Raw genomic sequence first — 25110 nt, forward strand, 5'->3', positions numbered from 1 at the left:
GGGAAACTCCACGACCGAGGTCGCCCGTCAGGCCCCGGAAGCAGTGCGTCGGCTGAGCAGCAGGTAGCCGGTGGCAGTGCGGCGCAGCGTCAGCAACAGACTCGACGCCGCCGCGGTGGCGACTGCGACGGGAACGGCGGTGGAGATGACGACCGCTTCCGGCGCGTTGTCGCTGTCGGGCGCGATCAAGGTCAGGGCGTGCAGCAGGTAGGCCCCGCAGACCAACAGTTCCAGCGCGGCACCGGTGACCAGCGCACTCCGCCCGATCCCCATCGCCAGTCGCATCCCGCCCACGGTCAACAGCACCGACGCCACGACCTGGACCGCGACCACCGACCACGCGAGGAGCACGACCCAGCCCACCGCCGGCGGCTCGACCAGGACCACGACGGCGAGCACACCGCCGATCAGCGTCCCAATCCCGACCAGCACGCCCAGAACCGCAGCGCAGGTCACCGATCCGGGTCGCATCCCCGCTTCGTCCAACAAAGCGTCCAGCCGGGTCATGGTGTCCCTTCGGCTCGGCGACCACGCCCTCTTCATCGCCGACGCGTCCCCGACCGTTTCGCTCGGCGGCATCAGCGGATGCTGGTCAGGTGTTGTGCCAGGGTTGTCCGCAGTTGTGCGTTGTGGGGGTTTTCGGGGCGGGTTGTGGTGTTGGTGGTCGGCTGGCGGGGTCGGCGGTGCGGGTGTGGGGTGGGTGTGGGCGGTGCCGGTGATGGGTGTGTGCCGGGCGGGGTGAGCCAGGCCGGTGGTGCGTCGCACGGGTCGAACCTGTTGCAGGCCGGCGGGGACGTCACGGTCGTGGGTGATGTGATCGCCGTGGCGGGTGCGCCGGTGGTGCCGGTGATGGAGTCGGTGCCGGCTGTGTCGTGGGTGGGTCGTGTCCCGGTGGTGCCTGGGTCGTTCGTGGGCCGTGGGGCCGAGTTGGCCAGGTTGGATGCGGTGGTGGCGGGGTCGTCGGGTGGCCGTGCTGTGGTGGTGGCGGTGCACGGTCTGGGAGGGGTGGGGAAGAGCACGTTGGCGGCACGGTTCGCAGAGGTGCAGGGCGCCCGGTTCTCTTTGGTGTGGTGGATCACCGCGGATTCTCCTGCGGCGCTGGAGGTCGGGGTGGCCGATCTGGCGACCGCGTTGGCTCCGCAGTCGGCGGTTCTGCCGGTGGAGCAGCGGGTCGAGTTGGGGGTGCGGTGGCTGGCCGCGCACGAGGACTGGTTGCTGGTGCTGGACAACGTGACCGCGCCTGGTGAGGTGGCGGGGTTGTTGGAGCGGGTGCGGACCGGCACGGTGGTGATCACCAGCCGTCGGGGTTCGGGCTGGCGGGGTGTGCAGACGGTGCGGTTGGACGTGCTCCCGGCCGACGAGGCGGTGGATCTGCTGGCCCGGATCGTGCGGTCGGAATGGCCGGGCGCGGACCTGGCCGGTGGGGACCGGTTGTGCGCGGAGTTGGGGTGGCTGCCGTTGGCGGTGGAGCAGGCGGGCGCCTACCTCGCGCAGAACCGCATCACCCCCACCACTTACCTGGATCTGTTGGCGCGGTCCCGGTGCGGATGTTCACCGCGACGGCGGAGGGCGGTGACGCGCAGCGCACGATGGCGCGGGTCTGGCACGTCACCCTCGACCGGCTGGCCGACACCCCGGTGGCGGGGCGGGTGCTGCGGCAGTTGGCGTGGTACGCCCCCGACGGCATCCCTCGCGCCTTGTCGGCAGGGGTGGTCGGGGAACCGGATCTGTCCGAGGCGCTGGGCAGGCTGGCCGCCTACAACATGATCACCCTCACCTCCGACTCCGTCACGGTGCACCGGCTGGTCCAGGCGGTCACCCGCACCCCCGATCCGACCGACCCCCACCGGCGGCCCGAGGACATCACCACCGCCCGCGACACCGCCACGAACACCCTGACAACGGCCCTGGCAGAACGTGACCCGCTCAATCCCGGGGACTGGCCGGCCTACCGGACGGTCGTTCCCCACGCCCGGACCCTGCTCGACCACACCACACCGGACACCGACACCACGGCGACGTGCCTGCTCCTCACGGAGCTGGGCCGCTACCTCGAAGGCCAAGGCGACCTCGCGACCGCCATCGCCTACCACGCCCGCGCCGCCGCCGGCACCGAACGCCTCAACGGCCCCGACCACCGGGACACGCTGACCTCACGGAACAACCTGGCCGCCGCCTATCACGCAGTGGGTGACCTGGGACGTGCGATCCCGCTGCACGAAGCCACCCTCACCGACCGCGAACGCGTGCTGGGCCCCGACCACCCGCACACGTTGATCTCGCGCAACAACCTGGCTTACGCCTATCACGCGGCGGGTGATCTCGGGCGGGCGATCCCGCTGTACGAAGCCACCCTCGCCGACTGTGAACGGGTGTTGGGCATCGACCACCCGGACACGCTGGGCTCGCGCAACAACCTGGCCGGCGCTTACGACTCGGCGGGTGATCTCCGGCGGGCGATCCCGCTGCTCGAAGTCACCCTGGCCGACTACGAGCGGGTGCTGGGCCTCGACCATCCGAACACGTTGAACGCGCGGAACAACCTGGCCGGTGCCTATCGGGCGGTTGGTGATCTGGGGCGGGCGATCCCGCTGCTCGAAGCCGCCGTCGCCGACCGCGAACGCGTGTTGGGCCTCGACCATCCGGACACGTTGGGCTCGCGGAACAACCTGGCCGCCACCTACGAGTCGGCGGGTGATCCGGGTCGGGCGATCCCGCTGTTCGAAGCTGTCCTCGCCGATTGCGAACGAGTACTCGGCCGTGACCACCCCAGAACCAGGGTGATCCGCTCGAACCTCGACAACACGAAAAAACGTTGAAGCTCCATCCTCGGTTCTGCACAACGACAGCGTCGATGAGCGTGAGGGTGCCGAACGTCCGTTCGTCAGCAGAAGCGGACATTCCGTTGGTGCTGGTTGGTCCTCGTGGCCGCCCGGCACCCCTGGTGGCTCGGCCGTCCTGACGCAGAGCGGTGACCGTGGTGGCTGGTTGCTCTGCGGATTCCTACTTTTTTCACATCGGTCCGGCACCCTCGTCGGTGAATCCGGAGAGCCGAGGAGGAGTTGCATGGTGAGTCGGAAGCGGTACCTGGCTGCGACCGGGTTGTTCGCGGCGGCGCTGACCACCGGGGCGGTGGCGCGGGCGACGGAGGCGTGGCCGGTCGAGTCGAAGTCGTCGACCACGGTCGTGGACCAGTCGCAGACCACCGCCCGAGCCGATCCGGGGGACGGCAAACGGTTCAGGGCAGACTGATCAGCGGTCGGCGGCCAGGTCGTCGAGCCCGCGCAGCACGCGTTCCACGTCCTGGGTGCGGTGCTGCGCCCGGTACAGCTCTACGGCCTGCCGCCACACCTCGCGCGCCCGGCGCACCTCGCCCAGTGCCACGTGCGCCCGGGCCATCCGGTCCAGGGTGTCGGCCTCTTCGAAGCTGTCGAGCCGGCGGCGTTGCAGGTCCAGCGCCCTCCGGTAGTAGTCGACCGCGTCGGTGGGTCGGCCGCTGTGGTGGGCGATGAACCCGAGGCTGTCCAACGCGTCGGCCTCGTCTGCGCCAGCACGCGGTGGGTGTGTGCGCGGGCGAGCCGGTCACCGGCCTCCTCCGCGAGCTCCAGGGAGCGGGAAAGGTGGGTCATCGCCTCCTCGTGCAGGCCGGTGTAGGTGGCCGTGCCGCCCAGCAGGCGGTGCGCCAGGACGAGGGCGGCGCGGTCGCCGGTGCGTTCGACGGCGCGCAGCCCGATCCGCCACACCGCGACAGCGTCGTGCAGGCGTCCGCCGCGGTGGTGGAAGTCGTCCAGCGCCCAGGCCAGTTGCCACGCCTGCGTGTCGTGGCCGCGCTCGGCGGCCAACTGCTGGGCGGCCAGCAGGTTCGGGTGCTCCGCCGAGAACCAGGCGAGCGCCGACGACCCGTCGGCGATCCGGTGCGGGCGGCAACCCGGTGTGGGCGGGTCGAGGTGGATGGGGCTGCGGTGCGGTTCCAGCAGGCGGTCCGCCAGGTGCGCGGTGTGCAGGTAGAAGTCGACCAGGCGGCACAGCGCCGCGTCTTGCCCGGTGTCGTCGGTGTCCTGCTCGGCGATGCCGGCCGCGTACAGCTTGACGAGGTCGTGCATCGACCACCGGGCGGGCGCGTGCTGCACCACCAGGTGCAGGTCTTCCAGGGTGCGCAGCACCTGGCGGGTCGTGGGCACCGGCAGGTCGAGCAGGTTCGCGGCGACGGGCAGGCCGACGTCGGGGCCCGGGGCGAGCCCGAGCAGCGCGAGCGCCCTGGCCTGCTGCGCGCTCAGTGCCCGGTGCGACCAGGACAGCACGGTGGGCAGGCTCATCCCGACGTTGTCGTCGTCCAGCACGTCGAGCCGGGTGGCCTCGTCCCGCAGTTCGCCCGCCAACGCCGACAGCGGGAATTCCGGGTACGCGGTGGCGCGACCGGCGACGATGGCGAGCGCGAGCGGATAGCCGCCGCACCACGACAGCAGTTCGCGCACGGCCTCCGGTTCGGCGTCGATCCGTGCCGCTCCCACGCGGTGGGTGAGCACCGAGCGGGCCTCGTCGGCGGAGAGCGCGTCCAGGCGCACCGGGCGGGCACCGTGCCGGGCGGGCAGTTCGGCCGGCCTGTCCCGGCTGGTGACCACGATGGCACACGTCGGGCTGCCCGGCAGCAGCGGCGCGACCTGGTCGGAACTGCGAGCGTTGTCCACGACGACCAAGACCCGCCTGCCCGCCACGAGACTGCGGAACAGGGCGCTCTGCGCGTGCACGTCGGGCGGCACCGCGCGCGGGTCGACGCCGAGCGCCCCCAGGAAGCCGCGCAGGGCCGTCGACGGGTCCATCGGGCTCGCGTTGGGGCTGAAACCCTGGAGGTCCACGAACAGTTGGCCGTCCGGGAACCGGTCGGCGTGCCGGTGCGCCCAGTGCAGCGCGAGCCACGTCTTGCCGATGCCGCCCGCGCCGGTCACCGCGGTGACCGCGACGATGTCGCCGTCCGCGCCGCCCAGGGCCGTGGTGAGCTCGGCCTGCTCCGCCGCGCGGCCGGTGAAGCCCGCCGGTGCGGGCGGCAGTTGGCGCGGCACCGGGCCGGTCGGCTGTGCGCCTGGTCGCACCGTCACCACCAGCGCCGGGTCGCCGGACAGGATGCGGTGGTGCAGTTCGCGCAGCGGTTCGCCGGGGTCGGTGCCCAACTCCTCGACCAGCCGGGCGCGCAACCCGCGGTAGTGCTCCAGGGCGTCGGCGGCGCGACCCGCGCGGTAGAGCGCTTGCAGGTACTGGCCCGCCACCCGCTCGTCCAGCGGGTTGTCCTCGGCACGCGAGGCCAGTTCGGCCACCAGGTCTTCGCCGTGCCCCAGCGCGAGGCGGGCGTCGACCAGGTCGTCCTCTGCGGCGCGGCGCTCGCGTCCGAGCCTCGACCGCTCCGCGGCGGCCCACTCCCCGCCGAGCCCGGACAGCGCCCCGCCACAGAGCGACGGCGTCGGTCAACGCTCGGGCGGTGTGCGCCGGATCCCGCGAGGCGCGTGCCCCGGCGCACAGCGCGCGGAACCGGTGCAGGTCCACCAGGTCGGGGTCGCCGAGCAGGTAGCTGCCCGCGCGACGTTCGATGGACGCACGTGCGCCGCCGCCCAGTGCCAGTCGCAGTCGGGAGATGTAGGAGTAGAGCGTGCGGCGGGTTCGGGGAGAGGCGTCCGGCCCCAGACCCGGTCGGCCAAGCGATCACGGGGGACTACCCGGCCGCAGTCCACGGCCAACGCCGCGAGGACGCACCGCTGTTTGACCGGTCCCAGATCGACCGGGCTCCCGTCGACATACGCGGTGACCTCCCCCAAGAGCCCGAACTGCACCGTCATGAACTTCCCTCGCACGGCCTGGGCGACCTCTCGGTGACGAGGGATACCGCACCGGCGTGACGACACTGAGCCATTCGCGGCGCGTTCACACGAACGGCGGCGTGCCGACCGTACGTCGCGATTGTCCGCGCACCGGGTGAAGCACAGGCTCAGACCGGGCTCGATGTGGATGCGGTAGGCCCCGGCGATGGCAACGTCCGGGCGGTGGGAACCCGGCAGAAGTCCGGCGGGACAACCAATTCGGCCGCAGTATCACGCTGTGGCGGTGCAGCCGCCGGCGAATTCCTCGCTGGTCGGGTTCGCGTCCGCGAGGTCCTGGTTCCGGCCTGCCCGTTCGGCGTCGTCGCCCGCGCGCGGTCGGCCTGCCTCGATTGTTTCCATGATCCCCTCCTCCCGGTCGTCGACGCGACATTCCCGACCGCGCTGGGTAGCCGATGTGAAGATCGGTAAACACAGCTCAGCAAGCCGGCGTCCTCCGGCGGTTCCCGGGCTCTCATATCAAGATTTTTCCGCCCAGGAGCGGTCACCGTCTGCTTGTCGGCCCTCGAGGGGTCCTCATGTGGTAGTCCACGGGGCTGACCGGAGTGGCGCCCTGGGGGTACCCACTGTGACGTCACTGCCTCGGGCATGGGTCAAATTGATGAATTCGGCGACCTCGCTTGATCGTCCGGTTCGGTTGCGGCCCCTTTCTGCTTTTGCTACGTTCGGCGGGGATAGGGGGCGCCGGGGGTGTCCGAGGTCGACATCAATGAATTGCCTTGGCTGGACGGGGTGACCTGTCGGTCGACTCGGTTTGCGGGAAACCTTCCTCGTGGTGCACCGAAGTGCGCGTTAATCCGCTGACCGGTGGCTCATGTCTGCGGGTCGCCCGTTGTTCGTCGTGGGAGGTATCGATGGAGGATCAGTTCGCGGCGCGCCTGCGGGAGGGTGACGGCATTAATCCGGCGGATGTGAAAGCGCTGAGCCACCGGGAGTTATGCCGGTTCGCCGACGCCGTCCGCGCGTTCCTCGTGGAGAACGTGGTCGTCTCCGGGGGGCATCTCGGATCCAACCTCGGTGTTGTGGAACTGACCCTCGCACTCCACCGGACCTTCTCGTCGCCCGCCGATCGGATCATCTGGGACACCGGACACCAGGCGTACGTGCACAAGGTGGTCACCGGGCGCTCGCCGGACTTCAGGCGGCTGCGGGTGGCCGGGGGGATGTCGGGCTACCCCAGCCGGAAGGAGTCCGACCACGACCTCGTCGAGAACTCCCACGCGTCGACCGCGCTGTCCTACGCCGACGGCTTCGCCAAGGCCAATGCGTTGCGGCACAACGAGGACAGCCATGTCATCGCGGTCATCGGCGACGGCTCCCTGACCGGTGGCATGGCCTGGGAGGCGTTGAACAACATCGGCGATGCCCAGCGCAAGGTCATCGTCGTGCTGAACGACAACGGTCGTTCCTACAGCCCGACGGTGGGTGTGGTCAGCCACCGGCTGCACGACGACGACGGCGGCTCGGGTCTGTTCGAACAGCTGGGCCTGCGATGCGTGGGTCCGGTCGACGGCCACGACCTGGTGGCACTGGAAGAGGCTTTCGAGCTGGCCAAGCAAGCGGGTGGACCGGTGCTCGTCCACTGCCGGACCACCAAGGGACTCGGCTACCGGCCCGCGGAGACCGACGAGGTCGACCACCTGCACGCGGTGCCGCCGCGGCGGGCGGAGCCGGCCACCGCACCGAGCCGTGGCACCTGGACGCAGGCGTTCGAAGAGGAGTTGCTGGACATCGCCGAGGAACGACCGGACATCGTCGCCGTCACCGCGGCCATGCTGCACCCGGTCGGCCTCGGCCGGTTCGCCGAGAGGTACCCGGATCGGGTGTTCGACGTGGGCCTGGCCGAGCAGCACGCGGTCACGTCGAGCGCGGCGATGGCCATGGCGGGTCTGCGGCCGGTGGTGCCGATCTACTCGACGTTCCTCAACCGCGCCTTCGACCAACTGCTGCTGGACTGCGGGTTGCACGAGTGCCCGGTGACGTTCGTGCTGGACCGCTCCGGCATCACCGGGGAGGACGGCCCGAGCCACCACGGGATGTGGGACTTGTCGTTGCTCCGGATAGTGCCGAACATGCAGATCAGCGCCCCCCGCGACGGGGCCACGCTGCGGCGGGCGCTGCGGCGCTGCCTAGAGACCGCCGGCGGCCCCACCGCGATCCGCTTCCCGAAGGGGGAGTTGCCCGAGGACCTGGCGGCTTCCGCCTGCGATGGCCTCGACGTCCTCCACGGGGAGGCGCACCCGACCACCCCGCGAGACGTGTTGATCCTCGCCGTCGGGGCCATGGCGACCGAATGCCTGGCTGCCGCGATGGAACTGGAGGCCGGCGGGATCACCGTGACGGTCGTCGACCCGAGATGGGTCCACCCGCTTCCGCCGGCGGTCGCGGACATCGCGGCACAGCACCGCGTCGCGCTGTCGGTCGAGGACAACACCCGCACCGGGGGCGTCGGCACCGCGTTCCTGCAACTGCTCAGCGACCTGCGGGTGCGGACCCCTGTCCGCACGCTCGCTGTCGAGGCCGCGTTCCAGCCGCACGGCAACCGTCGGAAACTGCTCGCCGACCTCGGGTTGACGGGCGCCGCGATTGCCGACGCGGCTCACGCGTCGCTGTGCGGGCACCTCGGCGAGCAACCGTTCAGCACGGGGAGGTGAAGAGATGACCATGGCAGCGCCTGTGGTGTCCGAGCGGCGCAGGACCAGGCAGTTGATGGTCGGGTCGGTCGGGGTCGGCAGTGGGTTCCCGGTGTCGGTGCAGTCGATGACGACCACGGTCACTGCGGATGTGAATGCGACGTTGCAGCAGATCGCGGAGTTGACGGCGGCGGGGTGTGACATCGTGCGGGTGGCGTGCCCGTCGCAGGACGACGCGGACGCCCTGTCCGCGATCGCGACAAAGTCGCAGATCCCGGTGGTCGCGGACATCCACTTCCAGCCGAAGTACGTGTTCGCGGCGATCGAGGCCGGGTGTGCGGCGGTGCGGGTCAACCCGGGCAACATCAAGCGCTTCGACGACAAGGTGCGGGAGATCGCGGCGGCGGCGCGCGACCACGGAACCCCCATCAGGATCGGGGTGAACGCCGGTTCGTTGGATCCGCGGTTGATGGCGAAGTACGGCAGGGCGACCCCGGAGGCGTTGGCGGAGTCGGCGTTGTGGGAGGCGTCGTTGTTCGCCGAGCACGACTTCCACGACCTGAAGATCAGTGTGAAGCACAACGATCCGGTGGTGATGGTCCGGGCCTACGAGATCCTCGCCGAGCGGTGCGACTACCCGCTGCACCTGGGGGTGACCGAGGCGGGGCCGGCGTTCCAGGGCACGATCAAGTCGGCGGTGGCGTTCGGGGCACTGTTGCGGCAGGGCATCGGGGACACGATCCGGGTGTCGTTGTCGGCTCCTCCGGTGGAGGAGGTCAAGGTCGGGCACCAGATCCTGCAGTCGCTCAACCTGCGGCCCCGCAAGCTGGAGATCGTGTCCTGCCCGTCGTGCGGCCGTGCCCAGGTGGACGTGTACACGCTCGCGGAGCAGGTCACGGCCGGCCTGGAGGGCATGGAGGTGCCGCTGCGGGTGGCGGTGATGGGCTGCGTGGTCAACGGGCCGGGCGAGGCCCGCGAAGCCGACCTCGGTGTCGCCTCGGGCAACGGCAAGGGCCAGATCTTCGTCAAGGGCCAGGTCATCAAGACCGTGCCCGAGCACCAGATCGTGGAAACCCTCATCGAGGAGGCCATGCGCCTCGCCGACGAGGTGAGCCAGTCATGACGGGTCTTCTGCTCTACAGCGACGAATCCGCCGTCGCCGCGTCCATCGCCGAACACCTGCCGGGCACCACCCGCCGCTTGCTCCACGAGATGGTTTCCCCGAGCCCGGGGGATAGGCCGGCACTCGCCCTGCGGCACGCGCCGTCCACGACACCCGTGGTCGCGGCCGACGGCGCTGCGGCCGAACTCCTGGTCGCGGCGCTGCGCGCCACGGGCGTGCCGGCCGCACCGGAACCCCATGCCGACACAGCGGTGCCCACGATCATCCTGCCCGACCTGGGCCACCGGGACGGCGAGCGGATCGCCGACGCGGTCGCGCGGTGGTGCGGCGCGCACGCGAACCGCGAAGTCCTGCTGGCGAGCCCCCGGTCGGCGTGTGCCGGCGTGGACCGTGCCGTCGAGATCGTCGAGCTGGCGTTGCTCCGCTTCGGATCACCGGTGTACGTGCGCAAGCAGATCGTGCACAACGAGCACATCGTCGCCGACCTCACGAAGCGGGGCGCGGTGTTCGTCGACTCCGTCGACGAGGTGCCGAAAGGCGCGGTGGTCGTGTTCTCCGCACACGGTGTGTCCCCGGCTGTGCGTGCCGCGGCGGCCGAGAGGGACCTGGTCACGATCGACGCGACGTGCCCGCTGGTCGCCAAGGTGCACTCCGAGGCCCGCGGGCACGTGCGGCAGGGCCGGACGATCGCCTACATCGGCCACGCCGGGCACGAGGAGAGCGAAGGCACCCTCGGCGAGGCGCCCGACGCCATGCACCTCGTCGAGACGGTCGAGGACGTCGCTCGTCTCCAGGTCGACGACCCGCACAACGTCGCGTTCCTGACCCAGACCACGCTGGCGAGTGACGAGGTCGAAGAGATCGTGACCGCGCTGCGCAGCCGCTACCCCGACGCGAAAGGGCCACGCGGGGAGGACATCTGCTACGCCACCACCAACCGTCAGCAGGCGGTTCGGGCGGTCGCGGCCCAGTCGGACCTGGTGCTCGTGGTCGGCTCACGCACCTCGTCCAATGCCAACCGGCTGGTCGAGGTCGCGACGAGGTCGGGTGCACCGGCGGTGCTCGTCGAGGACGCGACCGAACTGGATCCCGCCCTGCTGCACAACATTTTCAGGATCGGCCTCACCGCGGCTGCGTCGACACCGGAACCGCTCGTCGAACGCGTGGTGGAAGCCCTGCGCACGCTCGGTCAGGTCGACATCGACGAGGTACGCGTCGCGCGCGAGGACATCGTCTTCAGCCTGCCCGCCGCGCTGCGCTGAGAAGCACCACACGTCCCGAGCGCGACGGCTCGATGGATGGAGGAACAGGAACATGGGTGAGTCGGCCGAGGTGGTGGTGGTCGGCGGTGGGATAGCCGGCTCGTCGCTGGCGACCGTGCTGGCGCGAGAGGGCTACCGAGTCGTCGTGCTCGAACGCCAGACCGCGTACCGGGACAAAGTGCGGGGCGAGGTGATGCCCCCCTGGGGTGTGGCGGAACTGCACCGGCTCGGCTTGGCGGAACCGCTGTTGGACGCTGGCGGCTGCTACGTGAAGCGCGGCGTGTCCTACGACGAGTTGACCGAGCCGGTGGCGGCCGAGGCAGCCGCTGTCCGGCTGGACCGGATGGTGCCCGGTGTGGCGGGCAACCTGGATGTCGGGCACCCGGAAGCGTGCGAGGCGTTGTCCCGAGCCGCCACAGCGGCCGGTGCCACCGTGGTCCGCGGCATCGGCAGCGTCGAGGTCACGCCAGGCGACGTTCCGGTGGTCCGCTATGCGCACGACGACCGAGTCCACGAGCTGCGCTGCCGACTCGTCGTGGGCGCGGACGGGCGGACGTCCACGGTGCGCAGCCGGCTCGGCATCACACTGCACCAGTCCGCGCCGCGCACCATGTGTGGTGGGTTGCTGGTCGACGACCTGCACGACTGGCCGGCCGATCAGCTGTCGGAGGGCACGGAAGCCGACCTGCACTACTACGTCCTGCCGCGAGCGAACGGACGGGCGCGGCTGTACCTGCTGCACGACATCGCGCAGAAGGGCCGTTTCGCGGGCCCGGACCGGAACGAGCGGTTCCTGACCGCCTTCCGGTTCCGCTGCATCCCCGGCAGCGAGATGTTCGGCGCCGCCCGGCCGGTGCGGCCGTGCGCGTTCCACCCGATGAACGACGGCTGGACCGACCAGCCCTACGCACCCGGGGTGGTGCTGATCGGGGACGCCGCCGGCTGGAGCGATCCGATCATCGGCCAGGGCCTGTCCCTTGCCCTGCGCGACGTGCGGACCGTGACCGACATCCTGCGCGGCGAGTCGGACTGGTCGCCTGCGGCCTTCACCGGCTACGGGGAGGAGCGGGCGGAACGACTGCGCCGGCTGCGGACGACCGCTCAGGTGAAGACCGATCTGGTCGCCACGTTCACCCCTGCCGGTGCGGCTCGCCGGCGCGCTTACAACGCCATCTGGGAGAGCGATCCGGAGCTCGCCGGTCCCCAGATCGCCCCACTCGTCGGTCCCGACAACGTAGCGGCGGAACTGTTCTCCCAGTCCGCCAGGGACCGGATCCTCGCGCTCGCCTAGTTCGGGCGCTGACGCACGCGGAGGTGCTTGATGGAACACGAATTCTACCGTGGCGGCGCGCTGCGCGACGAGGTCAGAACGCGTGCCAGAGTGAAGGCCGTGCTCGGCACCGACGTGCCGAGGCGTTGGAACCGCACCACCATCGACTTGCGGCACCAGCTCAAGGCGGGTGCGTGCACGGTCTGGTGCATGCGGGTCCTGGCACGAGCCGGCGTCAAGCGGCACGTGCTCGATGCGCTGGCTCCCGTGCTGTTCCACATCGAGGCACTCGTCTACGTCGGCGACTTCGAGTACGAGAACGCCCAGACCGAGGGCACCGCCGTGGACCCCAGGTGGCGGGAGGGCATCGAGGAGATCCTCCGGGCCTACCAGCTCGACGACCGGGGGATCGTGTCCGCTCTTGCCCGGCTCGTCGACTACCTCGAACTGGAGACGGACATCCTGGCCGGGCGGACGCCGCTGCACCCGGACCTCATACCGCGCACCTGCTACATCCGCTGTTCGGGCATCAACATGCTCGTTCGGATCGGGTTCCGGCTGGCCGGCATCCAGCCTGACGAGGAGTTCTTCGCGCTCCTCGGACAACTGAGTGCCCACGACGAGATCAGCACCGACCTGGCCAGCTACGAGGAGGACCTCGAGGACGGTGCCTTCAACGTCTACCGGCTCGCCAACTGGATCTACGGTCCTCAGGCGGCAGAACACCACTTGAGGCGGCATGGCGACGACATGCTTCGCGCACTACGTCGGGACATCGCGAACGCAGACCGCAAGACCCTGACCCTGTTCGCCGCCGCTCTCCCGCCGATCGTGCCGTTCAGCCCGCAACTCCCGTCCATAGTGCCGAAACTGCTGCCCCGTGCGCCGCTGGCCCGACTGGTCGACCTACGCCTGCACTACCACAGCACCAGTAAGCCGCTGCGCTTTCCCGAGCCCGTCCCGGACACCGCGCCTGCCGCCTCCCGGCAAGTCAGAGCAACGGATGCCGCCCTGTCGGGCAGGTCGCGCTGAGCTGTCTTGTCCGGCCGGAACGGCGGGTTACGTGATCAGATGATCGGAGGGATCGCCGATGTGCGGGATCAGCGGGGTGGTCAGTCGCCAGGCGCAGGTGGACGCCGGAGTCGTGGAGAGGATGCACGGTGCGTTGCGGCACCGGGGTCCGGACGAGGACGGCACGTTCGCGGCCGCGCACGTCGTGATGGCAAGCCGCCGGCTGGCCATCGTCGACACGCAGGGGGGAAGCCAGCCGCTCTACTCGGAGGACCGCTCGGTCGTGCTCGTCGCGAACGGCGAGATCTACAACCACGCAGAGCTGCGCGCGATGTTGCTGGCGAAGGGCCATCAGTTCGCCACGGCAAGCGACTGCGAGGTGATCGTCCACCTGTACGAGGAGTTCGGCGAGAACTGCATCGAGCACCTGCGGGGGATGTTCGCGCTGGCATTGTGGGACGAGCACCGGCGGCACCTGGTCCTCGCCCGCGACCGGATGGGCGAGAAGCCCCTGTACCTGCACTTCGAGCCAGGGTCGCTGCTGTTCGCGTCCGAACTCAAGGCGGTGCTCGCGAGCCGCCGGGTACCGTTCGCCCTCGACGCCGATGCGGTCGACCAGTACTTCCACCAGCAGTACGTCTCGGATCCGATGACCCCCGTGCGCGGGGTGGTGAAGCTGCCTCCGGCGCACCTGCTCGTCTACGACGTCGATCGTGGCGTCGTGACCCAGCGGAAGTACTGGACGATGGACGCCGACGCGGTGGACGACGATCCGGCGCGGGTCCTGCGCCGCGAGCTGGACAGCTTCGCGCCGCTCGTGAGCCAGGCCGACGTCCCGGTCGGCGTCGCGCTGAGCGGTGGCATCGACTCGGCTCTGGTCGCGGCGCTCGTTGCCCGTGCGCGCGGCGGCGACGTCCATGCCTTCACCGTGGGCTACACGGGAAGGCCGGTGAACGACGAGCGGACCCAGGCGCAGTCGATAGCCGACTGGCTGGGCATCCCCTGGCACCAGGTCGAGTTGGACAAAGCGGATGTGGTCGCGGCGTTCCCGGACGTGGTCCGCGCGGCCGACGACCCCATCGCCGACGTATCCGCCTTCGGCTACTCCGCGGTGGCCGGACTGGCCAGGGAGTGCGGCGTGCCCGTGCTGTTCCAGGGCCAGGGCAGCGATGAGCTCTTCTGGGGTTACTCCTGGGTCCGGGAAGCCCTGGACCAGTCGATGCGGCGGGCCGAACGCCGGCAGCGCCTGGCCGGACCCGCCTCGCCGCGCCTCTCCGCCGAGGCACCGCCACAGGCCCGGCTTTCCTTCTACGACCGCAACATCGACTTCCGGCAGGCCAAGCGCGAGCTGGGTCGGCTCTACCACCACGGGTTCACCCGCCTGCTCGATCCGGGCCGCGCTCATCTGGTCACGACCCGTGCGCTGCCGTGGCCCCGGTTGGACCTGGAGATCACCCAGCTCATCTGTGGGTCGTACCTCTTGGAAAACGGCCTGGCACAGGGGGATCGACTCGCCATGTCGCACTCGGTGGAACTGCGGGTGCCCCTGGTCGACCACCGGTTCGTCGAGTTGGTGATGGGTCTGCGGAAGGCACGGCCCGACCACGGCGAGCTGCCGAAGGGTTGGCTGCGGGCGGCGGCCGTCGGGCTGCTGCCGGACGAGGTGCTGAACCGGCCGAAACGTCCTTTCGAGGCCCCGATCGCCGACTGGCACGAGGCGTTGTTCGTCCATTACGGACACACCCTCGTCGACGGCTTCCTGGTCGGTCACGGCATCCTGCGGGGTGAGGCGGCCGAGCTCTTGTCTCACGGCCCGCGGCCCGCCGGAAGCGGCTCCTCGCTCTCTTACAAGGCACTGGTGCTCGAGAACTGGTGTCGTGCGATGGCTCGGGACGGCGACCTGCCCGGGGCGCCGGCTGGTCCGCCGCTTGGTCGGAACTGATGGATGGAGGAACTTTGCGAGTCGCAGTGATGGGACAGGGCTATGTGGGTATCACCGCGGCCACCGGCCTCGCGGTCGACGGACACCAGGTGATCGGTGTCGAGCAGGATGGCTGTCGCCTCGCCGTGCTGGCCGCCGGCCGCGTGCCCGTGTACGAACCGGGCCTCGAAGAGTTGTTCAGCCGTGCGGTCGACGAGTGCGGATTGGTCTTCCGAGGGTCGCTCCTGGATGTCGAGGGACGTCTGGACGCCGTGGTGATCGCGGTGGGTTCCCCGCCGGGACCGGGAGGCGCGGCCGACCTCCGGCAGGTCGAGAACGCGCTGGCGCAGGTCGCGTCGCTCTCCCCGGTACCGGAGCTGATCGTCACGAAGACGTCGATACCGCCCGGGACGAGCGCCGCCTGGCTGGCGCGTCCAGGGCTGGCGCCACTGATGCGGGACCGGTACGTGCACAACCCGGAGTTCCTCAACCAGGGCACGGCGATACAGGACTGGCGGGAACCCGACCGCGTGGTCGCCGGGCTCTGGAACCGGGAGCTCGTCCCCGCGGTGCGCGAGTTGTTCGCCGGGTGCATGTCCCCGTGGGTGGTGACCAGCCCGACCGGCGCGGAAATGATCAAGTACATGAGCAACGCCTACCTGGCCACCCGTATCAGTTTCGCCAACGAGATGGCCAGAGCCTGTGAAGCGGTCGGCGCGCAGGTCGACGACGTCATCGAGGGCATGTCGCACGACACCCGCATCGGCCGCCTGTTCTGGCGCCCCGGGATCGGCTACGGGGACTCCTGCCTGCCCAAGGACGTGGATGCCCTGCTGCGCTGTGCGGACGCCCACGGGTTCGCGATGCCGCTGGTCGAGGCGACTCGGCGAGTGAACCAGGAGCAACGTGGCGAACTGGTCCGCCGGGTGTGCGAGGCCGTTTCGGGAGTGCGCCGACCCCGGGTGGCGGTGCTCGGCCTGGCCTACGAGCCGCACAGCGACGACCTGCGCGCGGCTCCGAGCAGGGACGTCATCCCCGAGCTGCTGTCAGCGGGACTGGAGGTCCGGGTGTGGGATCCGCTGATCGGGCGGTCGGCGGCACAGGCGCAGGGAGTGGTGGACGACCAGGTGCACTGGCAGGAGTCGTTCGTGGCGGCCGTCCGCGGCGCGCACGTCACGGTCGTGCTCACCGAGTACCCGGAGTTGGTGAACGCGGACTGGACGGCGTTGGTGCCGCTGCTGGAGCAGCCCCGCGCGGTCGTCGACGCCAAGAACTGCCTGGTACCGGAGAAGATCGCGGTCGCGGGCGGGCGCTACCGCGGCTTCGGTCGCGTCTCGGCGGAAGCGGAGTTCGTCCACCGCGGGGACTCGCCGGCCGTTCCCGCCGGACGGCCCGGCGCCGGGCCCGCTCGGAGCCTGCCTTGATCAGCGTCGTCGGTCGCCGCTCGGCACCGGCCGAGCGGTGACCGCGCGCTTCCGGCGTGCCTGGAGTACCGCGACCAGCCCGAGTGGGGCGACCAGCAGGATCGCGGCGAGGAAGGCGGCACGATAGCCGCCCGCGTCGTGCGCGTTGTCGGTCGTCATGGCGAGGACGGTGGCGTAGACGGCGATGCCTATCGCGCCGCCGAACACATGGTTGGACGTCTCGAACACGCCGGAGGCCAGGCCTCTTTCGTCGGGATCGATATCGGCCACCGCCTCGTGGATGGCGATGATGTAAATGCTGGGCACCGCGACACCGAGCACGATCAGGGGCGCCAGGATGTCGCTCAGGTAGGCCGCCGGGGACGGCGCGCGGGCGAGCCAGAGCAGCGCGGCGACGATCAGTGCGAAGAACACCGACAATGCCGCCCGTGGGGAACGGCGGGAAAGGGGCCTGGCGGCGGTCACGGAGATGAGAAGCGCGGCGACGTTGAGCGGAAGCAGCGCCAAGCCGGCCTCCAGCGCGCCGTAGCCCAGCGCGTTCCGCAGGTACAGCGTCTCGAGGTAGACGATCGACGTGAAGGCGAGGGCGTTGGCGCCCACCGCCAAGGACGCGGCGCGCAGGCTGCGCACGCGCAGGATTCCGAGGCGCATGAGCGGTTGTGGCGCCCGCCGTTCCCACATGACGAACGCGACGAGCAACAGCACGCCGACCGTGAGCGGCGCGACCGTGCGGACCGCCGCGATCCCGTCGTGCTCCATGCCGGTGAACCCGAACAGGACGGCCATCAGACCCGCGCTGACGAGCACGGCCCCGCCCACGTCGGACCGGGCGGGAGGTTCGTCGGCGCGAGCTTCGGGCAGGGTGCGCGGGGCGGCGACAGCGGCGACGACGGCAGGTGCCGTCATCAGCAGGAAGACCCAGCGCCAGCCCAGCAGGTCGGTGATCGTGCCGCCGAGCAGCAGTCCGCTGATGATGCCCACCGCGGACATGGCGGTGAGCAGGGACAGGGCCCGGGTACGTGCCGGGCCGGGCGAGTACAGGCTTCCGATCAGCGCGAGTGCCGTGGGAACGGCGGCAGCCGCGCCGAGTCCCTGCAATGCCCGGGCAGCGATCAGTACCGGCAGTGCGGGCGCCAACCCGGCCAGCAGCGAGCCGGCGGCGAACACCGCCATTCCGCACACGAGCAGTCGCCGGCGCCCGTACAGGTCGCCGAGGCGTCCGCCGAGCAGCAGGACACCACCGAAGGTCACGCCATAGGCGGTGAGGGCCCATTGCGCGTCGATCGTGGTCGCCCCCAGGCCTTCCTGCAGATTCGGCAGCGCGATCGCCACGGCCAGACCGTCCGCACCGGTCAGGAAATGCGCAGCGCAGAGCGCGGTCAGACCGACCGCGGCCCGCGACCTGCCCCCCGCCGAAGAGGATGCCGACACCCGTCCGTAGTACCCCGCACCGTCGTTCGGTATGCCCCGTCCCATGATCCACAGGACACGCCCTGGCCGATCCATGCCGCAGGGGCGGGCCGTCGCATCGAGACGTGATCCCGATATTACGATTGAGTCCCACGGACGAGGAACGGATCAACCCATGACGGCGGCACCAGGTCAGCACCCCCTCTCCGCGGTTCCCGCAGGCGCCGGGCAGGCGGCCGAGGAGGACCTGCGGGTCCTGTTCGGGCAGTCCATCGCCGTGTTCGCGTCGCTGGCAGGGCCGGCGCACGTGGTGGAGACGGCGAACCCGGCGTTCTTCGCCACCATCGGCGAACACCGGGCGCGTACCGGCGTCCCCCTGGTGGAGCTGGTGCCCGAATTGGTCGGTCAAGGCTTCATCGCCCTGCTCGACCGGGTCTACCGCTCCGGTGAGCCCTACACCGGCCGCGATGTGCGGGTCGTGCTCGACACCGGCCCGCACGCGCGGGAGGCGTTCTTCGACTTCACCTATGAGCCGCGTCGCGACGCGGAGGGCGACGTCGTCGGGATCTCGGTGATCGGCGTCGAGACGACCCAGGTCAAGCACGCCCAGCGGCTGATGACCGAACACCGGGTCCTGCTGGAGCAGATCGCCCGGCAGGCACCCCTGACCGAGGTCCTCGACGGGATGGCCCGCTGCATCGAGAACCTCACACCGGAGGAGGTGCTCGTCTCCGTCCTGCTCGCCGATCCAGACGCCCGGCACCTGCGCCACGGGGCCGCGCCCAGCCTGCCCGACTTCTACAACCAGGCCATCGACGGGATCGCCACCGGAGAGGGCGTCGGCTCGTGCGGCACGGCCGCCCATCGGCGGGAGCCCGTCATCGTGACCGACATCGCCACCGACCCGTTCTGGGACGACTTCCGGGAGCTGGCCGGCCGGGCCGACCTGGCCGCCTGTTGGTCCACGCCGATCGTGGCCCGCGACGGGAGCCTGCTGGGCACCTTCGCCATGTACCACCGGGTTCCGCGCGCCCCGCAGGACTCCGACCTCGCCCTGGCCCGGGTCTTCGCCGGCACCGCGGCCCTGGCCATCGAACGCCACCACGGCGAGCAGGCTCGGCGAGACGCCGAAACCCGCGCCGAAGCGGCCCGTGACGAGCTGGCCAAGGCGATGCGCACGGAGCAGAAACTGCGTGCCGAAGCCGAGGAGCGCGCCGAAGCCGCCGCGGAACTGGCCGACCGGATGCGCGCTGCCGCCGCTGCGCAGGCCGCAGTGCCACACCCCGAGCAGTGCCGGCTCGGCAGCGCCGACGGGTGCACCGCACCGGCCGAGCTCAAGGTCGCCGACTCCTGGGGCGACTCGGCATGGGGCTGCCACGCCCACGCCGAGGAAGCAATCCTCAACGTGCGGTCGGCGTTCATCGCCAACGAAGAACTCGGCGGCCTGGCCGCCTACCTCAACCGCCGGCCCGCCCGAGCACGACAGGTCGAACGTCCCCGCACCGGGTGAACACCCCAGCTTGACGGTGCCGGGTTCGCCCTCCACGGCCCGGCATCCCGCTCGACCTGCCGGTCACGTTCGGCCGCGACATCCGGCCCCGTCCCGGCGGACGACTCGTTCCCCCGCCGACCTACCCGAACCGACCCACATCCCGCCACGGGCCGGGCACCAGGTCCGGCCCGTGCGAGTCCCATGACGACCTCGGCATGCCGTCAGCTCGCCGGGCCGCCGGCCGAGAACTACGTGAGCTGATGGCCTGATCCTGCCGGGTGCGGCTGATCGCGGTGCACACCCGGACAGGTCGGGGTCAGGCCGCGATCGGCCCGAAGATCCAGTTCCCCTTGGCGTTCTCCTCCGTGCTGCGGAAGAACTGCTCGTTGGCGGCGTGCAGTTCGGCGCGGTCGAGCGAGCCGTTGCCGTCCAGGTCGAGCTTGTCGAACGCGGCGTTGCCGGCGTCCTCGGACAGGCGGAAGGCGCTGGCCGCCATGCGCACGTACTCGGTCCGGGTGATCCGGCCGTCGCCGTCGACGTCCATCAGGTCGTAGAAGGCGTCGGCGACCGGTGCGATGTGGGTGCGGTAGCCCTCCTCGGACGTGGTCACGAACCGGTCCATGCCCGAGGAGTACTCCTCGACGTCGACGCGCTCGTCCCCGTCGGTGTCCATCGGGAGGGTGACCGCCTCCCACAACCTGTTGTAGCGGTCGCGGACGAGTTCGCTCTCCGGCGAGCCCGGCGCGTACCCGAACGCGGTGACGAGCCGGTCGGCGGAAGCCGTGTAATCCATCCTGTCGATGGTGCCGTCGTCGTCCACGTCCAGCAGGGCGAAGAGGTGTGCGAGTTTTCGCTTCAGCAGTTCGTTGAGCACGAGGTGCGACCCTTTCTCCGAAGTGCATTACCCTGGCGGCGTGAACGCTACTGTCCACCATGCGACCACGCGAAGGTTGCTGGATGGCTAATCATGTGGTAGACGGGGCAAACGGATTTGTGGCCTCCCATCTCATCGGCGCACTCGTGGCGCGCGGTGACTCGGTGGTCGCTTTGGCGCGCGCCAGCGAGGAAGTCGTCCGGAGAAAAGTTTCCGACGCCCTGGCCACGCTGCACCTGGACCCCGACATGGTAAAGAAGGTGCAGGTCAGAGCGTTCTCGCTGGCCGAACCCGAGCTGGGCACATCGGTGTCCGACGTGTTCGCCGAGCCTTGCACTTATTGGCACAGCGCTGCCCTCATCACGTTCTTCCCGCGTCGCGAGGCCGAGTTGCACGCCGTCAACGTGGTCGGCTCGGCCAACACCGCCGCCGCGTTCGCCAGGCACGCGAAACCCGGTTCCCGGTATGTCCACGTCAGCACGGCCTACCAACACGGGACCACTCACGGTAGAGCGTTCGAGCAATGGCCTGAATACGGCCACCCGTCCGAGTTCAGAAATGACTACGAGCACTCCAAAAGATCGGCTGAGGTGGAACTCTCGCAGACCGGATTAGCTCGGAAGGGCGACGTGCTGGTCACCCGACTGGGCGTCATGGTCGGCCATTCCGGCACCGGTCGGGCGCTGTCCGACCTCGGCATCTACGACTTCCTCAGGGTCATCGCGCTGTTCGCGAGACGCACCCCCGGCGAACGCGTCCGCTTCGTCTGCCACCCGAGGGCGGCTCTGCACCTGACACCCGTGGACGGCACCGTGGACCGGATGCTGGCGCTGGCGGGCGGTCCGCTGGACCGGCCGGTGCGGCACCTCGTGCCCTCGGTCGCGGTGCCGGTGACCGACCTGTTCGCCGCGATCTCCGCCCACCTGCCCGTCGAACTGGTCGCCGTCACCGCCGCGGACGTCGAAGCCGAGCCCTTCGGAAGGTTCGAGGCGATCGTCAACATGCGGTGCAAGTTCACCTCCCCCTACCTCCGCTACGAGTACGAGTTCGAGTCCCACCAGGACGCCGAGCCGCCACCCGTCACGCCTCGAATCCTCGACCTGCTCATCTCCTGGTACGTCCGCGAGGGGCTCCCCGAATGACGGACTTCGTCACCCGCTTCCGCGCCCACCCGCGCTCCGACCGGAAGGTCACCCACCTCCCCGACGGGCGGCCGGCCGCCGAACTGACCCATCTGGAACTCGACCGGAAGGCCAGGGCCGTGGCGTGCCGGCTGACCGGATCCGGGATGGCGGGCAGACCGGTGCTGCTGCTCTACCCCGCCGGACTGGACTTCCTCGTCGCGTTCCTCGGCTGCCTCTACGCGGGTGCCGTGGCGGTGCCCGCGCCGCTGCCCCTGTCGGGCGCCTCGCGAGTGGACCGGGTGGACCGCCTGATCGAGGACTCGGGAGCGCGGCTGGTGCTCACCGACGAGGCGCACGTGACCGTGCTGAGCGGCCTGTCGGCGCGCACCTTCGACGAGACCGCCGCCCCCGACTCCTGGGAGCCACCGGAGGTGGACGCCGACACCGTCGCCTACCTCCAGTACACCTCCGGGTCGACCAGCCGGCCGCGCGGCGTCGAGGTCACCCACGGCAGCCTGACGCACAACCTGGAGCTGTTCGGGAAGATCAGCGGCGACGTCCCCGTCCGGCGGATCGGCGGCTGGCTGCCGCACCACCACGACATGGGACTCGTCGGGCTCCAGTTGCAGGCCCTGCACGCGGAAGCCGACTTGGTCCTGCTCTCACCGGAGGCGGTGGTCGCCCGTCCGATCCGCTGGCTGCGCGCGATCAGCGATCACCGGGTGGACTGGACCGTGTCCCCCGACTTCGGCTACGCGTGGACGACCCGCCGGGTCGGCGACGCGGAACTCGACGGACTCGACCTGTCCTGCCTGACGATGGCGGTCAGCGGGGCCGAGCCGATCCGGATCGCCACGCTGGACGCGTTCGCCGACAGGTTCGCATCCGTCGGGTTCCGGCGCACCGCGCTGAGCCCGGGGTACGGGCTCGCCGAGTCCACCCTGGTGGTCACCTGCACCTCACGTGGCCTCGGACCGACCGTCCGCTCGTTCACCCCGGCGTCGCTGGCGGCCGGCGAGGTCGTGCCCACGTCGGCCGCCGACGGTGTGCCGCTGGTCGGGTGCGGCGAGCCGGGCGACATGCGGGTGCGGGTCGTCGACCCGGCCACGGGCGTCGAGGTGGGCGACGGAACGATCGGCGAGATCAGGGTGGCCGGGCCCAGCCTGGCCGCGGGCTACCACGGCGACCCCGCCGCGACGCGCGCCACGTTCGTCACCGGCCCGGACGGCCGGTGGCTGCGCACCGGTGATCTCGGGTTCCTCCTCGACGGACAGCTCTACGTCACCGGACGGCTCAAGGAACTCATCATCGTCCGCGGCCGGAACCTGTATCCGCAGGACATCGAGTTCTCGGCGCGGGGGGCGCGTCCGGACGCGGGCCGAGGCGCTGCCTTCGGCGTGCGCGACGCCGATTCCGGCGAGCACGTCGTGCTGGTGCAGGAACTGCGCCGCGCCTCGCAGGCAGACGCCGGCGAGTTCGCCGATGCCGTGCTCGACGCCATAGCGAAGCAGTTCGGCGTGGCCGTCAGCATCGTCGTCGTCCGGCCGAGCACGGTCTGCCACACCACGAGCGGCAAGGTGCGCCGAGGGCACATGCGCGAACTGTTCCTCGACGGTGGGCTATCGGCGCTGCACAGCGTGCTGACCCCAGCGGTCGCCGCCATCGTCACAGCGTCGGAGGAAACCCATGTCTGACGAGTCGTTGAGAGCCTGGCTCGTGGACGCCGTGGCCGGATACCTGGAGCTGCCGCCGTCGCAGGTCGGTACCGAGGTGGCGCTGCGCTCGCTCGGCTTCGACTCCGTGCACGCCATGGGGTTGTGCGTCGACATCGAAGAACGCTGGGGCGTCCTCGTGGAACCCACGCTGGCCTGGGACTTCCCGACCATCGACACCATCGTGACGCACCTCGCCCCGCAAATCGACCGGACGTGAGCCCGAGCAGGGCGGGCCGGCCACCGTGCGATGGCCGGCCCCGTCCCGGTTCCACTAACCGCCGATCAGCGAATCAGCCCATGTAGCCGATTACCGGGTGAACCCGCTGCGACGCGCTACTAGAAGTAGGTGGTGGTCAGCGGGGTTTTTGGACGGGCTTGGCTGGTCGGGTCGGGCAGGGGGAGTCCGGGGCAGGTCGAGTCTCTCTCTGGGGTTTTTCCGTCTACCAGGAATGATTCGACCACGTTGTCCACACACGGGTTACCGAAGGCGTATACGCCGTGGTCGCCCTCGTCCGTCACGGTGAGCAGGCGGGAGTTGGCGAACTTTCGGTGGGCTCGTTGTGCTCCCTCCAAGGGAGTTGCGGGGTCTCGGGCCGACTGCACCATCAGGACCGGTGGCACGCCCTTGCCGGTGGCGGGCTTCAGTCGGAGGGGCGGTCGCTTCCAGAACGCGCACGGGGCTGTTGTCTGGTACCAGCCGGCCAGGGGGTACTGCCTGCCGAGGCGTTCTGCTTCCCTTGCCAGGTAGTCGCGGCCTCCGTGGAACTTCGTGTCGTTGCACGAGATGGCGAACGCGGTGGCGCTCGCCGCGTCGGGGTAGCGGACGGGTGCGGCCGCGGCGGTGGGTTGGGTGGTGAGCTGGGCGAGTTCCGAGAACGTCTGCGCGGTGTAGGGGAAGTTGGTCTTGCTGTACAGCCCCTGGATCAGGAGCAAGTCGAGCATGACTCCGTTGTAGACGGTGCCGTCGGGCCGCTGGACCGGGGCCTTCGCCAGTCTTGCCCTGGTCTCCTCGTACTTCTGGCGGACCTGTTCCGCCGTGGTCCCCAGACGGTAGAGGCTGTGGTATTTCGCCACCCACGGGAGGAAGTCGACTCGGAAGCGGCGTTCGAAGCCCGGGCCGAATTCGGCCGAGGAGTTCTGGAACGTGGTCGTGAAGTCGGTGTTCGAGTCGAACACGAACTTGTCCACCCGGTTCGGGAAGTAGGTCGCGTAGTAGGCGCCCGTCCAGGTGCCGCCGGAGTAGCCGATCCAGCTGATCTTGTCCCGGCCGAGCAGGTGGCGGAGCAGGTCGTAGTCCCTGACCGTCTGCTCGGTGTTCACGACCTCGCCGAACTCGCCCGAGTTCCGCTGGCAGGCGGCGGCGTGGAGCTCTGCCGCGTCGTAGATCAGCTCGACGTTCTCCCGGCTCCGGTCCCGAGGGTCGGTCACCGTGAGGGAGTTGGCGTTCGCGCAGGTGACGTTGGTGCTGGCACCGGTTCCGCGCGGGTCGACGCCGACGATCTCGAAGTTGTCGACGAGCTTCGACCTGTCCTGGAAGTGCAGGGGCAGGGTCCGGCCCGGTGCGCCGGGGCCGCCCGGGTTGGTCACCACGCTGCCTCTGGTCCTGCCGGGCTTGGGCTTGAGGCGGCTGATCGCGATGGTGATCGTCTTGCCGCTGCCGGGGCTGCGCCAGTCCTGCGGCGCTGTGTAGGTGCTGCACTCCAGGGTGGGTTCGGGGATGTCGTCGCACGGCGCCCAGGTGAGGCGCTGGGCGTGCAGCGGGGTTCGTTGGTCCTGCTCCCGGGCCTGCGCCGGGGCCGGGAGGGTCGCCACCAAGGCGACTGCGGACACGGCTACCACAACTTTTCTCATGAGCACCCCTCTGGTCGTGGCACCACCTCATATGGGTGGCGGGGTGGAGGACAACCTGGGAAGCGCCGGGCGTTCGGGACCACGAAAGAACCAGGCCGGTCGGCGTCCTGGGAACGCAAGATCGAAGCTCGGG

General features: G+C 70.2%; 20 protein-coding genes and 1 pseudogene. 14 read left to right on the forward strand and 7 right to left on the reverse strand.

All coding sequences use genetic code 11. From position 1 onward, the window contains the following. Positions 1–27 precede the first annotated feature (27 nt). On the reverse strand, positions 28–579 hold the full coding sequence (locus tag FHS29_RS19175) for a hypothetical protein (RefSeq protein WP_184692196.1): 552 nt from the start codon (positions 577–579) through the stop codon (positions 28–30). A 147-nt stretch (positions 580–726) separates the two neighbouring features. Here FHS29_RS19175 and FHS29_RS38165 point away from each other — a divergent pair, with 147 nt between their 5' ends. The 3 genes from FHS29_RS38165 (at position 727) to FHS29_RS19190 (ending at position 3252) form a co-directional block, all read left to right on the forward strand. Further along, positions 727–1767 carry an AAA family ATPase gene (locus tag FHS29_RS38165; protein WP_221456227.1) on the forward strand — a complete coding sequence of 347 codons (1041 nt, stop codon included), beginning with the start codon at positions 727–729 and terminating at the stop codon, positions 1765–1767. Beyond that, positions 1764–2819, forward strand: coding sequence for a tetratricopeptide repeat protein (locus FHS29_RS19185; protein WP_184692391.1), 1056 nt, complete (start codon positions 1764–1766; stop codon positions 2817–2819). Before FHS29_RS38165 ends, FHS29_RS19185 begins: the two co-directional genes overlap by 4 nt. A gap of 247 nt (positions 2820–3066) precedes the next feature. After that, positions 3067–3252 (forward strand): hypothetical protein, encoded by a 186-nt coding sequence (locus FHS29_RS19190; protein ID WP_184692200.1) that lies wholly within the window; start codon positions 3067–3069, stop codon positions 3250–3252. Here FHS29_RS19190 and FHS29_RS38170 read toward each other — a convergent pair whose 3' ends face one another. The 3 genes and pseudogenes from FHS29_RS38170 to FHS29_RS37725 all read right to left on the reverse strand — a co-directional run bounded on the left by FHS29_RS38170 (position 3253) and on the right by FHS29_RS37725 (position 6209). Further along, positions 3253–3528: a tetratricopeptide repeat protein gene (locus FHS29_RS38170; protein ID WP_312864985.1), complete on the reverse strand. Its 276-nt coding sequence runs from the start codon at positions 3526–3528 to the stop codon at positions 3253–3255. It lies immediately after the preceding gene. Positions 3529–5177: 1649 nt separating this feature from the next. Next, positions 5178–5432: pseudogene (locus FHS29_RS38670) on the reverse strand (AfsR/SARP family transcriptional regulator); the annotation flags it as partial. A 648-nt stretch (positions 5433–6080) separates the two neighbouring features. Beyond that, on the reverse strand, positions 6081–6209 hold the full coding sequence (locus FHS29_RS37725; RefSeq protein WP_281391618.1) for a hypothetical protein: 129 nt from the start codon (positions 6207–6209) through the stop codon (positions 6081–6083). A gap of 512 nt (positions 6210–6721) precedes the next feature. Between FHS29_RS37725 and FHS29_RS19200 the strand changes: the two genes are divergently transcribed. Genes FHS29_RS19200 through FHS29_RS19230 form a run of 7 tightly spaced genes read left to right on the forward strand, consistent with a single transcriptional unit; the run spans position 6722 to position 16511 of the window. Then, positions 6722–8521 (forward strand): 1-deoxy-D-xylulose-5-phosphate synthase, encoded by a 1800-nt coding sequence (locus FHS29_RS19200; RefSeq protein WP_184692202.1) that lies wholly within the window; start codon positions 6722–6724, stop codon positions 8519–8521. Between the two features lie 4 nt (positions 8522–8525). Then, positions 8526–9623 carry a flavodoxin-dependent (E)-4-hydroxy-3-methylbut-2-enyl-diphosphate synthase gene (gene ispG, locus FHS29_RS19205; protein ID WP_184692204.1) on the forward strand — a complete coding sequence of 366 codons (1098 nt, stop codon included), beginning with the start codon at positions 8526–8528 and terminating at the stop codon, positions 9621–9623. Beyond that, positions 9620–10885, forward strand: coding sequence for a 4-hydroxy-3-methylbut-2-enyl diphosphate reductase (gene ispH, locus FHS29_RS19210; protein ID WP_246440462.1), 1266 nt, complete (start codon positions 9620–9622; stop codon positions 10883–10885). The genes ispG and ispH overlap by 4 nt, the downstream gene beginning before the upstream one ends. 52 nt (positions 10886–10937) lie before the next feature. Then, positions 10938–12176 carry an FAD-dependent oxidoreductase gene (locus tag FHS29_RS19215; protein ID WP_184692205.1) on the forward strand — a complete coding sequence of 413 codons (1239 nt, stop codon included), beginning with the start codon at positions 10938–10940 and terminating at the stop codon, positions 12174–12176. Positions 12177–12206: 30 nt separating this feature from the next. Continuing rightward, positions 12207–13187 (forward strand): hypothetical protein, encoded by a 981-nt coding sequence (locus FHS29_RS19220; protein WP_184692206.1) that lies wholly within the window; start codon positions 12207–12209, stop codon positions 13185–13187. Positions 13188–13245: 58 nt separating this feature from the next. Continuing rightward, the gene (asnB, locus tag FHS29_RS19225) at positions 13246–15108 is read left to right on the forward strand and encodes an asparagine synthase (glutamine-hydrolyzing) (RefSeq protein WP_184692207.1); all 1863 of its coding nucleotides are present in this window, start codon (positions 13246–13248) and stop codon (positions 15106–15108) included. Between the two features lie 14 nt (positions 15109–15122). After that, complete coding sequence (locus FHS29_RS19230; RefSeq protein ID WP_184692208.1) at positions 15123–16511, forward strand: UDP-glucose dehydrogenase family protein; 1389 nt, start codon at positions 15123–15125, stop codon at positions 16509–16511. Here FHS29_RS19230 and FHS29_RS19235 read toward each other — a convergent pair whose 3' ends face one another. Continuing rightward, positions 16512–18017 carry an MFS transporter gene (locus tag FHS29_RS19235; protein ID WP_312864986.1) on the reverse strand — a complete coding sequence of 502 codons (1506 nt, stop codon included), beginning with the start codon at positions 18015–18017 and terminating at the stop codon, positions 16512–16514. Positions 18018–18096: 79 nt separating this feature from the next. Between FHS29_RS19235 and FHS29_RS19240 the strand changes: the two genes are divergently transcribed. Continuing rightward, entirely contained in the window at positions 18097–19431 is a 1335-nt protein-coding gene (locus FHS29_RS19240; RefSeq protein WP_184692210.1) for a GAF domain-containing protein, read from the forward strand. A 298-nt stretch (positions 19432–19729) separates the two neighbouring features. On the opposite strand, the gene FHS29_RS38180 is transcribed toward FHS29_RS19240, so the two are convergent. Continuing rightward, a complete protein-coding gene (locus FHS29_RS38180) occupies positions 19730–20287 on the reverse strand; it encodes an EF-hand domain-containing protein (RefSeq protein ID WP_184692212.1) in 558 nt (185 codons plus the stop codon). 83 nt (positions 20288–20370) lie between these two features. On the opposite strand from FHS29_RS38180, the gene FHS29_RS19250 reads away from it, so the two are divergent. Genes FHS29_RS19250 through FHS29_RS19260 form a run of 3 tightly spaced genes read left to right on the forward strand, consistent with a single transcriptional unit; the run spans position 20371 to position 23343 of the window. Further along, positions 20371–21429: an SDR family oxidoreductase gene (locus tag FHS29_RS19250; protein ID WP_246440464.1), complete on the forward strand. Its 1059-nt coding sequence runs from the start codon at positions 20371–20373 to the stop codon at positions 21427–21429. Beyond that, complete coding sequence (locus tag FHS29_RS19255; RefSeq protein ID WP_184692216.1) at positions 21426–23105, forward strand: fatty acyl-AMP ligase; 1680 nt, start codon at positions 21426–21428, stop codon at positions 23103–23105. The genes FHS29_RS19250 and FHS29_RS19255 overlap by 4 nt, the downstream gene beginning before the upstream one ends. Further along, a complete protein-coding gene (locus FHS29_RS19260; protein WP_184692218.1) occupies positions 23098–23343 on the forward strand; it encodes an acyl carrier protein in 246 nt (81 codons plus the stop codon). The genes FHS29_RS19255 and FHS29_RS19260 overlap by 8 nt, the downstream gene beginning before the upstream one ends. A 119-nt stretch (positions 23344–23462) precedes the next feature. On the opposite strand, the gene FHS29_RS19265 is transcribed toward FHS29_RS19260, so the two are convergent. Further along, complete coding sequence (locus FHS29_RS19265) at positions 23463–24977, reverse strand: alpha/beta hydrolase (protein ID WP_184692220.1); 1515 nt, start codon at positions 24975–24977, stop codon at positions 23463–23465. Positions 24978–25110 lie beyond the last annotated feature (133 nt).

It is taken from the genome of Saccharothrix tamanrassetensis (assembly GCF_014203665.1).
Lineage (GTDB): Bacteria > Actinomycetota > Actinomycetes > Mycobacteriales > Pseudonocardiaceae > Actinosynnema > Actinosynnema tamanrassetense.

Excerpts from the sequence above, each read along its gene's own strand:
- FHS29_RS19260 (WP_184692218.1), top strand. The coding sequence starts at position 23,098 with ATGTCTGACGAGTCGTTGAGAGCCTGGCTCGTGGACGCCGTGGCCGGA.
- ispH (WP_246440462.1), top strand. The coding sequence starts at position 9,620 with ATGACGGGTCTTCTGCTCTACAGCGACGAATCCGCCGTCGCCGCGTCC.
- FHS29_RS19200 (WP_184692202.1), top strand. The coding sequence starts at position 6,722 with ATGGAGGATCAGTTCGCGGCGCGCCTGCGGGAGGGTGACGGCATTAAT.
- FHS29_RS19250 (WP_246440464.1), top strand. The coding sequence starts at position 20,371 with ATGGCTAATCATGTGGTAGACGGGGCAAACGGATTTGTGGCCTCCCAT.
- FHS29_RS19215 (WP_184692205.1), top strand. The coding sequence starts at position 10,938 with ATGGGTGAGTCGGCCGAGGTGGTGGTGGTCGGCGGTGGGATAGCCGGC.
- asnB (WP_184692207.1), top strand. The coding sequence starts at position 13,246 with ATGTGCGGGATCAGCGGGGTGGTCAGTCGCCAGGCGCAGGTGGACGCC.
- ispG (WP_184692204.1), top strand. The coding sequence starts at position 8,526 with ATGACCATGGCAGCGCCTGTGGTGTCCGAGCGGCGCAGGACCAGGCAG.
- FHS29_RS19175 (WP_184692196.1), bottom strand. The coding sequence starts at position 579 with ATGCCGCCGAGCGAAACGGTCGGGGACGCGTCGGCGATGAAGAGGGCG.
- FHS29_RS19220 (WP_184692206.1), top strand. The coding sequence starts at position 12,207 with ATGGAACACGAATTCTACCGTGGCGGCGCGCTGCGCGACGAGGTCAGA.
- FHS29_RS19255 (WP_184692216.1), top strand. The coding sequence starts at position 21,426 with ATGACGGACTTCGTCACCCGCTTCCGCGCCCACCCGCGCTCCGACCGG.
- FHS29_RS37725 (WP_281391618.1), bottom strand. The coding sequence starts at position 6,209 with ATGGAAACAATCGAGGCAGGCCGACCGCGCGCGGGCGACGACGCCGAA.
- FHS29_RS19235 (WP_312864986.1), bottom strand. The coding sequence starts at position 18,017 with ATGGATCGGCCAGGGCGTGTCCTGTGGATCATGGGACGGGGCATACCG.
- FHS29_RS19240 (WP_184692210.1), top strand. The coding sequence starts at position 18,097 with ATGACGGCGGCACCAGGTCAGCACCCCCTCTCCGCGGTTCCCGCAGGC.
- FHS29_RS19190 (WP_184692200.1), top strand. The coding sequence starts at position 3,067 with ATGGTGAGTCGGAAGCGGTACCTGGCTGCGACCGGGTTGTTCGCGGCG.
- FHS29_RS19265 (WP_184692220.1), bottom strand. The coding sequence starts at position 24,977 with ATGAGAAAAGTTGTGGTAGCCGTGTCCGCAGTCGCCTTGGTGGCGACC.
- FHS29_RS19185 (WP_184692391.1), top strand. The coding sequence starts at position 1,764 with ATGATCACCCTCACCTCCGACTCCGTCACGGTGCACCGGCTGGTCCAG.